General features: G+C 34.7%; 11 protein-coding genes. 3 read left to right on the forward strand and 8 right to left on the reverse strand.

The window, feature by feature from the left end:
* The first annotated feature begins 893 nt into the window (after nucleotides 1-893).
* Complete coding sequence (locus FFM71_RS12850; RefSeq protein ID WP_137612560.1) at nucleotides 894-1541, forward strand: DsbA family protein; 648 nt, start codon at nucleotides 894-896, stop codon at nucleotides 1539-1541.
* A 33-nt stretch (nucleotides 1542-1574) separates the two neighbouring features.
* Here FFM71_RS12850 and FFM71_RS12855 read toward each other — a convergent pair whose 3' ends face one another.
* The 3 genes from FFM71_RS12855 to FFM71_RS12865 form a co-directional block, all read right to left on the reverse strand.
* Nucleotides 1575-2453, reverse strand: a complete 879-nt coding sequence (locus FFM71_RS12855) for a competence protein CoiA (RefSeq protein WP_137612561.1) — start codon at nucleotides 2451-2453, stop codon at nucleotides 1575-1577.
* A 79-nt stretch (nucleotides 2454-2532) separates the two neighbouring features.
* Complete coding sequence (locus tag FFM71_RS12860; RefSeq protein WP_137612562.1) at nucleotides 2533-2826, reverse strand: hypothetical protein; 294 nt, start codon at nucleotides 2824-2826, stop codon at nucleotides 2533-2535.
* A 14-nt stretch (nucleotides 2827-2840) separates the two neighbouring features.
* On the reverse strand, nucleotides 2841-3125 hold the full coding sequence (locus tag FFM71_RS12865) for a hypothetical protein (RefSeq protein WP_137612563.1): 285 nt from the start codon (nucleotides 3123-3125) through the stop codon (nucleotides 2841-2843).
* 143 nt (nucleotides 3126-3268) lie between these two features.
* On the opposite strand from FFM71_RS12865, the gene FFM71_RS12870 reads away from it, so the two are divergent.
* The gene (locus tag FFM71_RS12870) at nucleotides 3269-3607 is read left to right on the forward strand and encodes a hypothetical protein (protein WP_137612564.1); all 339 of its coding nucleotides are present in this window, start codon (nucleotides 3269-3271) and stop codon (nucleotides 3605-3607) included.
* 492 nt (nucleotides 3608-4099) lie between these two features.
* Here the strand turns inward: FFM71_RS12870 and FFM71_RS12875 are convergent, their stop codons facing one another.
* The 5 genes from FFM71_RS12875 to FFM71_RS12895 all read right to left on the reverse strand — a co-directional run bounded on the left by FFM71_RS12875 (nucleotide 4100) and on the right by FFM71_RS12895 (nucleotide 12193).
* Nucleotides 4100-4771, reverse strand: coding sequence for an adaptor protein MecA (locus FFM71_RS12875; protein ID WP_137612569.1), 672 nt, complete (start codon nucleotides 4769-4771; stop codon nucleotides 4100-4102).
* 130 nt (nucleotides 4772-4901) lie between these two features.
* Nucleotides 4902-7247, reverse strand: coding sequence for a BspA family leucine-rich repeat surface protein (locus FFM71_RS12880; RefSeq protein ID WP_137612565.1), 2346 nt, complete (start codon nucleotides 7245-7247; stop codon nucleotides 4902-4904).
* A 607-nt stretch (nucleotides 7248-7854) separates the two neighbouring features.
* Nucleotides 7855-10494, reverse strand: coding sequence for a BspA family leucine-rich repeat surface protein (locus tag FFM71_RS12885; protein ID WP_137612566.1), 2640 nt, complete (start codon nucleotides 10492-10494; stop codon nucleotides 7855-7857).
* A 316-nt stretch (nucleotides 10495-10810) separates the two neighbouring features.
* Nucleotides 10811-11209: a transcriptional regulator SpxA gene (spxA, locus tag FFM71_RS12890; RefSeq protein ID WP_041500544.1), complete on the reverse strand. Its 399-nt coding sequence runs from the start codon at nucleotides 11207-11209 to the stop codon at nucleotides 10811-10813.
* A gap of 258 nt (nucleotides 11210-11467) precedes the next feature.
* Entirely contained in the window at nucleotides 11468-12193 is a 726-nt protein-coding gene (locus FFM71_RS12895; RefSeq protein ID WP_137612567.1) for an MBL fold metallo-hydrolase, read from the reverse strand.
* 45 nt (nucleotides 12194-12238) lie between these two features.
* Between FFM71_RS12895 and FFM71_RS12900 the strand changes: the two genes are divergently transcribed.
* On the forward strand, nucleotides 12239-12691 hold the full coding sequence (locus FFM71_RS12900; RefSeq protein WP_137612568.1) for a hypothetical protein: 453 nt from the start codon (nucleotides 12239-12241) through the stop codon (nucleotides 12689-12691).
* The last annotated feature ends 578 nt before the right edge of the window (nucleotides 12692-13269 follow it).

A 13269-nucleotide genomic window follows, 5' to 3' on the forward strand; every position in this document is an offset into this window, starting at 1 on the left:
GTAAACGACTAACTTGATCATCGGAAAGATTGATGTGTTGTTTAACAGGTCTGATATCTGATTTCATAAAATATATCCTTTTTTGAATTGATTATATCAGAATATAAAAGTGAGAGCTACACTCCACTAGTTTATTTTTTTAGCATGAACAATAAAACTAAAAAACTAAAACTTCCGATTTACTTAAACAATTAACTTTAAGCCCAATGGCTATACTATTTTTTGCCTTTCAACCTTCAGCTTGGATAATAGAAACACGTAGAATTATGTATCATTTAAGTAAATTTCATGATTCATTTATAAACAAACAGTTAGTCGGAAGAGCTGAGAAATATTTGTGGGCAGTGGAAGTGTTGTTATGGTTTTAGCCATTACAACACCGGGCGCGTTTGGAGCCTTACCGTTTTTTGGTAAGGCTTCAAACCGAGATTCGAGACCGCCTTCCAGGCTCGATTCGGTCCGCACAGCCAGTGAATATTTCTCAGCTCTGGAGACGGAATATTTAAATAACCCAACCCCATTAAAAATTTATCTCACTAAATTTCTGGTAAATATTAATTAGTTATTTGATTAAAGAAAATGATTCAAATTTATAAAATTGACTCATGATTTTCTGTCATTTCCAAAACTTATTATTAGTAAATTTCATCAATATCCTATACTATGCATATATCAACACAACAACTATTCAAAGGAAATATACATTAGCCGATGGTTATCTATAATATGTTCAAGTTATAAGACCGCGGCTCAAACTAGTCACGCAGCCGGCTGTGTTAATGATAACCGTAGGCTACATAGTCCGAAAATATAATGTCATGAGTTTATAATTTTACCTTTTTAAATATTGTTGGTAGAATAACTATGCAACAGAGAGATGGAGGGAAAACGTAATGTGGGAAATATTCTTATATATTAATCCCTTATGTTCGTATTGTTTAACAGTGGAACAGGCTATTATTGATTTCACTAGAAAGCACGATATTGATACACAATATCATTTCGTAACGAACTATAATATGGCTACAATAAATGATTATATGCAATTAAAAGGTTTCAAAATCAGCGATATTGAGGAACGTACTACTGCTTCCAAAGAAGTGCTTGAAGCCGCTAAATTATACAAGGCAGCCTCATGCCAAGGAAATAAGAAAGCACGTAACTTTTTAATGAATCTTCAAGAACAAGTGAATGTTCTAAACAATCCCTTTGATGATACCACTATCAAACGTGCAATTAACAATAGTGGGCTCGACTATAAAGCAATTATGACCGACAAAGAAAGTCAATGCGTTGTTCAAGGCCTCAAACGTGACCAACAATTATCAATGGAAATGCAGATTCAAAAAGCTCCCACAGCTATTGTCTTCGATCTCGACCACGAAGAAAAACCCGGTGTCATGATCAATGATTTCGGCAACTCATGTGATCCCGAAAGTATCACCAGCAACCTCAATGCGATGTTGGAACGTGAACTTCCCCAATCAGAAAAGTATGCCACTTCTAGTACCGTTATCAGTCTAGATAAATTCAGACGATAATTTAAACATGCGAATACACTGAAAAAAAAGCCTTCACAGCTGTGGAGGCTTTTTGATTTGTACATGATTTAATAACGGTTGTTGCAAAAATTCTGGTTTTTTACCACAAATCATTTGCCAAATGGGAAGCTGATAAATTGGTGGTCGTGGTGCAAAAGTTTGTTTATTTAAATAGCTCTCAACCGTCTGATTACGTTGCTGGTAAAAATTCATTTTGAGCCATTGCGCCTGTGGATCATTCTTTTTACGCAATTTTTTTAGTAAATAAGCACTCATAATCTGAGGCTTAACAGGATATTCCTCAGGTCGATAGGAAAATAAATCAGGCAAATTACCTTTTCCAAAAATCTCTCTCTGAAAGAAAATCTTATTAAATGGACCCAAGAATTTAACATGATGAAATAGTGTGAACCGTTGGTTCAATGAATCAAGCATTAATATGTAATAGCCGAGATTTTCACTATAGTCAATAAACTTCAGATGTTCCCGTCGCAACTGAACATCTAAATATGCCTCACCAAGAACCCAGATACTTCGAAGCCTCATTTTTTGATACCCTTCAACACGTTCAGATAAGATATTTTCTTCCAATTTAGCACACTGATATTCCACTACTATTTTTTTATTTAGTAAAATATCAGGACGCTGTTTGATTTCTGATAAATAGTACTCACTCTCAAGCGAATTGAAGTTGTATGTTTGTAATTCATCGATTATCAGCTGTTTACCTTTTTTATGAATCAGGCGCTCGTTGATATTATTGGTTGTCTTATTCGCATGGCGAAAGTATTTTCTGCTGTCAGTTAGAATCAGTTTTACTAGTTGATCACAGTGGCAACAATAATAGTCCTTGTTTTCAACTGCTTGTTTGGCATAAATTAATGTTCCTTCTTCATCCAATGCTGCATACATTTTTATCACCTCTGATAGAAATTACGCAAAAATAATTTTTTTGCTCATTTTCACCTGTATCAGAGATATTTAAAATATATTACATCCCCATCCCAAAGAATAAATCATTTCCCAAATCTTTCATTGACGCTACTGCATGCCATCGTTTATATTCAATCTCATTTAATTCGATTCCTTCAGACTTCCGAAGCATTCCGGCCTTGATAATATAATACTCAAATCCACCAGTAAAAGCTTTTTCCTGGCACTTCTCCAGTTCTGCAATCGTCTCATCAACGTATTGGGTCGTCTGTGAACCTTCGTGATATTTATTCAACGCCTCACTCAAACTCCTCATCGCCTTCAAAACTCTATCTTGATCAGCTTGTTTCATATTGGCATCCCTTCTTACAAACTAGCTCCCCAAAGATTGTTTCCTAAATCATTAAATGAACGAACCTCATGCCACATTTTCTTTTCAGTTTCATTAAATTTAATATCATCGGATAGCTTAACCACTGGTAACCGATTCAAAAAATACTGAAATGCGCCGGTAAAGGCAACTCCATCGCTTTTCTGTAGTTCTGCCAAACTTTCATCAACAAATTGAGCTGTCTGTGAATTTCCATGAGCTTTATTCAATTCATTACTAAATCCTTGCATGGCTTCAATGATCTTAGCTTTTTGTACCATATTATCCTCACCACCTAAAATAATTGTAGCAAAAAGCTATATGCGGTTTCATATGTTTGGCGAGATGCCATCTAGCAGCTTTAGGCATTAAACATACTGTTCAAAAACAATCGTGATAGACTTGGGGAAAATATCAACTGAAGGTGTCGCCAATAATCAATCTAATTGGACTTGGCTTAGCAATATTATTTATCGTCTTAATAGGTGTCGTGACTATTCTAAACATCCCCAATTATCGAAAAGAAAATAATCTAATAAAATTTTCAGCATTTTTAAATATCTTGAGTTTAGTAATTTTATTAATCACGCCCATTATATTCAGAAGTAAAATCTATCTAGTAACGGCCATTTTGCTACCAATAATTTGGTTAGCAGCATTATTCTATGGCTTTGCTCAAAAGAAAATTAATTGGCCACATCATTTAATCAGAGCAACTATTAACGTCATCTTATTAGTAATGATGTTAGGACCTTGGAGTTAAAAATAAGCTCACACGAATATTAATTTGTTCATGTGAGCTTATATCGTTGCAATTTTAAAAAATAAATCATTTCATAACGTCCTTTTGTCTCAAGCACATCAAATTTTACTAAAGTAAAACTGAAGGTTGAAAGGTGAAGAACTAATATAACCATTGTTGTTACAGGCATATAACAAATTTATTTAAATGAACAGAGGTTTTCATTTTATTTGTTACTGCCATGAAAAAATAAACTAGTTGGAAGAGCTGAGAGTATTCATTTGCAGCGAAAGTGGCGTTATTGCTTCAGCAATTACACCACCGGACGCGTTGAAGACTCGCAGTTTTTGTGAGGCTTCAACCGAGGCTCGAGACCGCTCCTTGGCTCGAGCCGTTCCGCGCAGCAATTGAATACTCTCAGCTCTGGAAACGGCATACTTAACTACACCATTTACAGAACCGAAGTATATTTCAGTGCAAGAAAAAAAGACCAACCCCAATAGGTTGATCTACTTAATTACCAAAGTAATATCGAGTTAATTCCAAAGCCGTCTTAGTCATAACTTTCTTACCATATTCAGATAAGACAGCCGCCGTAACCTTAGTCTTGAAACTATACTCGCTGAGCAATGCCAAAACATCGCTGTAAGTCATCTCATGCATTTCATCTGTGAACAGAATCAATTGCAAGTAATACTTGTCTTGATACTCCCAAAGATTAGAAATACCACTCTCTAAGTGTAACAATTTAGCCAATTGGACATAATCTTCAAAGTCCTTAAACTCAACAATAACCGTCTTGGTTGGTGTATCAGGGTCGTTCAAATATGGAGCTGTATCGCTGTCATATTCTTCAGTGCCAACTTTTTCATCATCCAAGCTATTATCATCACCGTCGGTTGAATCTTGTAGCCCATTTAATGGCAATGAACCAGTGCCGTCTGAATCATCACTCTTGCTAATCAACAACTCCAAGCCGGCCTTGTTAGGCATGATTTGGAAAGTAACAGGTTCATTATTTGTAAAAGCGTGATCCTTATCAACTTCATCCAAAATACTGTAGAAGAACGTTTCAATTTGTTTCTTATTGCCAAGCAAATCCAAAACAGTTACTCCACGTTCTTGTAAATCCTCTGTACTAAGAATGACTCTGATCGTGTTCTCATTAAGTCGATCCATTTCCATCATAGTCACCTCAATTCTGTATCTACATTTTAACAGTCTCAAAAACTATTTCAACTATCTCATATCGATATTAGAAGTCATTCGAACAATATACTAAATGTCCGAATGTTAGTCAAAGATAATGACCTTTTTAGAGACTATTTGTCAACGTCCACTTCAGAGTTGTTGAGTAATCACCGTTTTCGGCGTATCGATCATTATTCATATCCAAAAGTATTCCGTGATCATCATCCCATGACAAAACATTTTCACCATCATTGATGTTTCCCGAGTATATTTCAGTATCGGTAGCGGACAAAATTTTCTCAGAATCATCGGAATTTTTAAAAATCAAAACATCTTTTAGTGTCTTAGATGGATCGGTCTTATCAGTTAAAGGGGCATCCATTGAAACATCGACCGTTGATGGAATTGGATCGGTTGGATAGCTGTTGTTTGTCACATCTATAGAAAATTCGTTTTTACGACGAACCAGGCCAGACGCATTTGAAGTGGTACCAAAATCAATATCTGGTACTGACATATTCATATTGATCTTGGGTTGTTGTTGCCAAACATACGTTGTTACAGGATTTCCCACTGTAGAAAATTTGTTAATAATATCCTTTGATGAATTTAAATCTCCTAAAGGAGCATGATCTGTTCCTCCATTAGCAACGTCAACTTCTTGCCATTTATCACTGATTGCTTTGTAAGTTTCCCCTGTATTTGTCGAAGAGTCGCTAATAATTGTCCCGGCGACTGGGCGATCCAAACCAACACTCGCAGACTGCTCCGGACCACTCAGATTAGTCAAAACAGTTTTAGGTCCCAGTGAGATCTTCCAAAGTTTAGGATTCCCACCACCCAACATATATTGAACATCAGTTGCATTCGTCGTATCAAAGTTAGTCAAGTCTAATGCTTCCAAATTTGACATAGCGTTGAATATGGCATAGAAGCTTTTCACGTTCGAAGTATCCCAGTTAGATATAAAATCCAGTGACTTGGCAGCGTCGCCCCAGAACATTCCACTCATAGAGGTTACTTTTGAAAGATTCCATTTGGAAATATTTAATCCATCAAAATTGGAAATATTTGATTTTAAAAAAACGTTACTCATATCAGTCACTGCCCCAGTATCAAATTCACCGTTTATTTGTTGAAGACTCTTCGTATCTGAAAACATTGAACCAATATCTGTTACTTTAGCAGTATTAAAATTTTCCAAATCTAACGTAGTGAACCCAGTACCACTGAACATATTATTCATATTCGTAACATTATCAGTCTTTATTTTATCCAATCCCTTTAATGTTTTTTCATTTAAACCAATATCACTCCTAAACATATAGGACATGTCTCCAACTTTTGATGTATCCCAGTTTCTTAAGTCTAAATCTGACAATTTTAAACAGTTACTAAATGTACCTGTCATAATTAAAACGTTAGAAGTATTCCAATCTTTCACATCTTCAAGCGATGTAATTTTTTGATCACTATTAAATGTATAAGACATGCTACTAACATTGCTTACATCAAGAGTATCTAATCCTTTTATATCAGTTAGTCCGCTGCATCCTGAGAACATTCTAGCTATACTACCGAGAGAATTTGTTTTCCATTTCGATAAATCAATACTAGTCACAGATGAATTATACTCAAAAAGCGAATTCATACCAATCACTTTGGAAACATCCCAATTCTCTATTGGTGAAAAATCAGTTATATTAGTGCTATAAAATAAACTATTCATGTTAATGATATTTGAAGTATCCCAGTTTTCCAATCCTTCAATATTAATATTTTTATCGCTGTTGAACATCCCACTTATATCAGTAACATTTTTCATATTCCATTTTTCAATACCATCCGTTTGAGATAATAAAGAATCACCAGAAAATAAATTTATTAGACTATTTGCTTTAGATAAGTTCCAATTCCCTAAACCAATTATTGAAATCAACTTTGGGTCGTAAACAAACATACTGGTGAATGTGGTGGCAAATTGAACATCTAAATTGCTTACATCAATAGTGGTCACATTTGGCATATTAGCAAATATAAGTGAGGTATCGTATGAACCAATTACACCCTCACCCACATAGACACTGGTTATTTGACTACGGTAGTCGTACCAAGGCAAATCTAAAATGACGTTGTTCTCTGTATGAACTATTCCCAGAACTCCTGAAGAACTTCCCTCGGGTTTTGAAATAGTTAATTTTCCACTCGCATCGATAACCCAATCACAAGTTCCAAATGTACCGCTGGCAATATCAGTCGGATCAGCAGCAGTCGTGGCGATTAAAGGCATAATAGTACTAGTGGAATTATTGTCATCAGTCACAATCTTATTTTGACTGATGATATTTTGAATATCATTTGTGTCGGCATCAACAACTTGTGCTGAAAATAACGGCAACAGTGCACCGCAAAGAAAGACAATTAGTTTCAAAGCATATTTTTGTTTAGAGCTCAAATTTGCCTTTTTCATGGTATTATCCGCCTTTGATAATTTATTAATTAACTGAATTCTATCAATATATTCATAATGTAATTGTTCAATTTGTATAAACACATTTTTCTTAATTTGACTGTGTTATGCCGGGTTTCAGATAATACTCATCGTTAAAAAATATGTGTATTATTCCGTAAAATTTGATGAGATTTAGGCAAAATTAGATAAAGAAAAGCCACTATACATAATGTACAGTAGCTTCATTTTCACTCATAACGCCTTAAAGACTATTAGTTAATGTGTCCGGCAGCGTATTGATCATGATTCATATTAAAAATGATTCCATGATCATCATTCCACGATAAGATTTTTCTCCTGTTGATGGAACTTGCTTAGTTGGACAACCGTTGTTTACATCTATCGCAAAATCATCTTTACGTCGGACGAGAACGGAAACATTCGATATAGTAACAAAAGCAATATTAATATAACAGGAAATCCATATTATAATTATTCTATTTACGAAAAGAACGTTTTCGTAACTTGAATCCTGGTGTAATAGTAATTGGACAGTATTTGTCTCAGTATCATATACTCATTATTTAATAACGAAGTGAATTATTAATGATTAAATTTAAAAGTTTTAAATACTATTTGTTAAAGTCCATTTCAAAGTTGTCGAGTAGTTTCCATTTAAAGCGTATCTATCATTATTCATATCTAATATAATCCCATGATTTTTATCCCAAGATAGAACATTTGACCCATCAACAATATCGCCTGAATATACTGCTGTATCAGTACTCGATAAAATCTTTTCAACATTATCATTATCTTTAAAGACTAAAACATCGCTTAACATCTTGGAGTCATCAGTTGCATCGGTCAAAGGTGTTTCCATCGAAACACTTAGTGTTGATGGAACTGGATCACTTGGATAATTATTACTATTAATAGTGATGTCAAAATCAGTCTTACGACTAACAATACCTGAAGCATTTGACGTTGTTCCAAAGTCAACATCGGGTACCGACATATTCATATCGACCTTAGTCTGTTGTTGCCAAACATAAGTCGTTACTGGATTACCGACTGACGAAAACTTATCAATAATATCAGATGACGAGAACAAATCCCCAACCGGCTCATGACTAGTCCCCCCACTATCGGCATCTACATCCTGCCATTTATCGCTAATGGCCGAATAGGAATTGTCCGATGATGAATCCTGGATAGGTGTGCCTGGAACTGGTGTTAACAAATGAACATCCGTACTCTGGACGGGTCCCATCAAATTTGTCAGAACCGATTTAGGACCTAAGGTTATTTTCCAAAGATTTTTATCTCCACCAAACAAATATTGCATATCTGTTGCTTTGGTCATATCAAAATTTGATATGTCAAGTGTTTCCAGGCTATCCATGGTGTTAAACATTGCATAAAAGGTTGTCACATTGGAGGTATTCCATTTTGACAAATCTAAATTTTTAATGGACTTCGCCGTCCAAAACATTCCCGACATACTGGTTGCACTAGAAACATCCCAATTCTCAATCGGCACATCAACAAGATTTTTTGATAAATAGAAAGTATTATAAAAATTTGTAACTTTGGAAACGTCCCACTTAGAAATTGGCAAACTCGTAGCCTTGATATTGGAAAATGTCGTGTTCATATCAGTAACATTTGAAGTATCCCAATTTTGCAAAAAACTAAAATCCATTATTGTAGCTCCATAAAAAGCAGAGCCCAAATTATCGACGTGCGAGGTATCCCAATCCGCTATGTTAAATTCACTAAAATCATTAAAGGAAGAATTGTTAAATATATCACTCATGTTGGTAACTGAATGTGTATCAAATTTGCCAATTATCTTCTGTAATTTGACTGTATTTCTAAATAATCCTGCAAACGTTGTCACATTTGAAGTGTCATACTTAGACAAATCAATTGTTTGAAAACTAGTATAAGCAAACATATTGCTAATCATTGTAACTTTACTAGTAACTAGAGTTTGATAACCCTTTAGTGTCTTTTCATTCAGTAATGATGCCTTATTAAACATTGCCACAGTATTGGTTAAACTGTTAGTTTTCCATTTAGATAAATCTAGAGATGCCAAATTAGCACATCCCTGAAACATAGCACCCATATTAGTAACATTGGACACATCCCAATTATTAATAAAGGAAAGATCAGAAACTGTCACTGAAGCGAACATGCTTGCCATATTAGTAACCTTTGATACATCCCAATTCGAAATATCCTTTACTTGAGATATATCACCTGTGCTTCCACTAAACATCGCGCTCATATCAGTAACATTTTGCATATTCCATTTACTCAAATCCAAAAAATCAAATTTTGTATTGGCAAAGGTTCCAGATAAACTTGTTACTTTAGAAATATCCCAATCTTTTATATCATCAGGATCATTTTTAATAAAATCGACACCCTTGAATGTACTTGTTAAATCATTAACTTTTGAAGTATCAAAATTTTTCAGTCCGATGATTTCTCCTGAAACACCGCTAAACATCCCGACCAATGAAACCAAATTGGACGTATCAAAGCTTGATACATCTAATGACTCGAGACTTGTACAGCCGGAAAACATATAACCCACACGGGTAACTTTTGACGTGTCAAAATTGGATAAATCAAGTTTTGTCAACTTTGAATCATTCCCAAATACATAAGACATATATTCAACATTTGAGGTATCCCAAGTATTTAGACCAATTATCTCTGTCAATTTAGCATCATTATAAAACATATATGATATTGACGTTGTTTTCGAAACATCTAGATTGGTAACATCAATCGTAACCACATTCGGAAGTTCTGAAAAAACTCCATTATTACCATCGCTTGTCATAATACCGCTAAAAGAACTGACACCAGGATCCACATAAACACTAGTAATCGAACTAGCATACGGGCTCCAATTTCCCTTTCCATAATCCAAACGCCCCGCATGAATCGTCAATTTGCCACTGCTATCAATGTCCCAAGTTGCTGTCCCACTCGTCCCACTATGAGTAATTGATTCGCTGGAAACAGACAGCGGCATAACAACATTGGTCTTATTAACCGAACTACCATCAGACATCGTAACTTCGTTTTGATCCAACATTAATTGTGCATCGTCGATTGCAGCTGCTCTTACTACCGTACTGCCAAACAAAATAAAGCCAATTTCAAAAAATAAGCCAACAATAATAATATCTAATCGTTTAATCCTATTACTCGGACTATCAATACTCCTAATAAAACTCAGCATAATACGCTCCCTAGAATTCAAGTTATAAAATAAATATTTAATTGATGTAAGTTGATAATACTAAGTACAAGTATCTTATCAAAATATTCATATTCTAATAATTCAATTTCTATAAAAAGCGTTTTCATAACTTGAATCCCTATACATCAAGCTTTATATAATACTCAAACCAAAAAATTATGTGTATTAACTCTTGAAAAATGGCTAGTTTTCGATAAAAAAAGCAAAATTGAAACTAATTTACGTTACGTATATAACCAAAGAGGGCAAAAAAAAAAACCACCATACACAGTCGTATAGTGATCCTAGTTTTATTTTATAAGCCAGCCATTAGTTGAGCCTTTTGAAGTTCCATAGTTCTAACACTTCTAGGCAAGAATCTTCTGATTTCATCTTCGTTGAAACCTACTTGAAGACGTTTGTCATCCATGATGATTGGACGCTTCAAGAGACCAGGGTTTGTTTGAACTAAATCTAACAATTGATCAACTGTTAAATCGTCCAAATCAACCTTAAGGTTTTGGAATGCCTTTGAACGGGTAGAGATAATTTCCTCTGTTCCGTTTTCAGTCATTTGTAGAACTTGTTTGATTTCTTGCTTATTTAAAGGTTCAGAGTAAATGTTTCTTTCTTTGTAAGGAATGTCATGTTGTTCGAGCCAAGCCTTGGCTTTGCGGCATGAAGTGCAACTTGGAGATGTATAAATGGTTACCATATATAATCTCTCCTTTCCTGTGTAGTATCAAACTCTTTAAACACATAAATATTGTAACTTAAAATAATTATAAAATCTATACTTTTTCAATAAAAAGTTACGAATACTTGTTCGAAATTTGTTTACTTGTGAAAATGTGCACCCGACAAATAGCCCTTTATGTAAAGTGTTCACAAATTATATAAATAACTAGTTATTCATTGTATTAGTTATACTTTATGTCACTTTCAATAAAAACTTATCATTGAGAGTTTACGATTAAAGTTCGACTTCTAATCCTTCGAATGCATGAACAACTGGAATATCACCAGCATACTTTTGTGATTGACTTAACATAGTTTCAAAATCAACTGTCTGAGGCAAGTGGCTAATCATCAAACGTTTAACATGACTGTCCTTAGCCAACGTTCCAGCCTCTTTAGTATTCAGATGAGCTTTTCTACCAGTGACATCTTCTGGAAAATTGGTATCGGCAATCAACAGATCAGCATCTTTGGCAAAATCAACTAAGCCGTCGAAGTAAGTTGTATCTGCTGTATAAACGAGTACCTTGCCAGCTTTGTCAGTGATCCGCATTGCATACGCAGGGACTGGATGAACAGTTCTCAGAAATTCAAATTTCAAATCGCCAATCATAGTTGGTTCATAGTCGTTGTAGGCAATTCCTTGAGTCGCATTCTCCACAGAAAGTTGTGCATAGTTGACAAAATCCTGCGTATGACCATAAATAGGAAGTAGATTTTCTTTTTTAGCAGCCAGCCATTCGTACTGCAAAACACCGACATCTGCGGTATGATCATGGTGATAATGTGAAAGAACCACAGCATCTAAATCAGTTGGTTTCATATATTTGGACAAGGCATTTAACACGCCACTACCGCAATCGATCAACAATTTCTTGTCATCAGCTTGCAACAAGTAGCCCGACGTACCAATGCCATTATGTGGATAGCCACCATAAAAGCCTAAAACTGTAACTAACATTAGAAAACCTCCAAAAAATTTTTAGTTGAAAGGATTTCAATAATTATGAACATAACATTAAAGCTAGGCACATATAATTTTTTAAAGAGTCAGCTAACATCTGCTGATACTTTATTAAAACCCTTATTTCATGCAAATGCAGACCATCTTTTAATAAAAAGCTTATCAACATTTGCACAATATCGTGGTATCAATGGGATTTACGAACCTATGAACAATTTGTATTCTTTGACTTATTTGAAATTAAATGCTGATCAAGCCAAATTATTCGAAGATAAATTGTTTGGTACCCGCCAATACTCCTTTAATTCTAACGCAACTGCTACCTTGCAAAAAAGGGAAAGTCCACGAGAATATTTAATTATTCGAACTTTTACTGAAACTAGCCAGATTAAAGCTTGGGAACAAATGTTACAAGAAGAGATTCAAAAACAAATTCAAGGTACTACTGAAGAGGATTTTGGCTTCTTCTCCAAAGCTTATTCTGTTGTTGATTAGTTTTGTATTGATATATGCCGCCTTCGCTGGGCAGAGTTTTTCACCTGCTGTGGGGCCGGTCCGAGCCTGAGAAGCGGTCTCGGACCTCGATTTTGAACTTCGCAATAAATCTCCGCGAATTTCAAAATCGTCCCCTAAAATAAGGACAAGGTCCTTATTTTAGTTTCACTGCGGGTGAAAACTCTGCCCTGCGAAGGCTTTGTTATTTAAAAATTTAGTTGGTTAAAATCAGTAACTAATACTTCAGAGTTATTGTTCAATCTTATAAAATCTGAATTGATTGAAATAAGATTTTTAGTCATAGGTTTATACCGCTTAAACACTTTTTTGCCGTTATATTAAACTACGCAAAAAATAAAATAACCGCTTTAAAATGTTTAAAATCCTATATTTAATTTATTTGAATAAACCAGAAGTCTTTATTTTATTATTCCAGCCAAAAAACAAACTAGTGGAGTGTAGCTCTCACTTTTATATTCTGATATAATCAATTCAAAAAAGGATATATTTTATGAAATCAGATATCAGACCTGTTAAACAACACATCAATCTTTCCGATGATCAAGTTAGTCGTTTAC

Origin of the sequence: Companilactobacillus huachuanensis (genome assembly GCF_005404815.1) — a bacterium.
Taxonomy (GTDB): Bacteria; Bacillota; Bacilli; order Lactobacillales; family Lactobacillaceae; genus Companilactobacillus; species Companilactobacillus huachuanensis.

Bases quoted from the DNA above. Each gene is read 5' to 3' on its own strand.
- FFM71_RS12850 (WP_137612560.1), top strand. From the start codon at position 894: ATGTGGGAAATATTCTTATATATTAATCCCTTATGTTCGTATTGTTTA.
- FFM71_RS12855 (WP_137612561.1), bottom strand. From the start codon at position 2,453: ATGTATGCAGCATTGGATGAAGAAGGAACATTAATTTATGCCAAACAA.
- FFM71_RS12860 (WP_137612562.1), bottom strand. From the start codon at position 2,826: ATGAAACAAGCTGATCAAGATAGAGTTTTGAAGGCGATGAGGAGTTTG.
- FFM71_RS12865 (WP_137612563.1), bottom strand. From the start codon at position 3,125: ATGGTACAAAAAGCTAAGATCATTGAAGCCATGCAAGGATTTAGTAAT.
- FFM71_RS12875 (WP_137612569.1), bottom strand. From the start codon at position 4,771: ATGGAAATGGATCGACTTAATGAGAACACGATCAGAGTCATTCTTAGT.
- FFM71_RS12880 (WP_137612565.1), bottom strand. From the start codon at position 7,247: ATGAAAAAGGCAAATTTGAGCTCTAAACAAAAATATGCTTTGAAACTA.
- FFM71_RS12885 (WP_137612566.1), bottom strand. From the start codon at position 10,494: ATGCTGAGTTTTATTAGGAGTATTGATAGTCCGAGTAATAGGATTAAA.
- spxA (WP_041500544.1), bottom strand. From the start codon at position 11,209: ATGGTAACCATTTATACATCTCCAAGTTGCACTTCATGCCGCAAAGCC.
- FFM71_RS12895 (WP_137612567.1), bottom strand. From the start codon at position 12,193: ATGTTAGTTACAGTTTTAGGCTTTTATGGTGGCTATCCACATAATGGC.
- FFM71_RS12900 (WP_137612568.1), top strand. From the start codon at position 12,239: ATGAACATAACATTAAAGCTAGGCACATATAATTTTTTAAAGAGTCAG.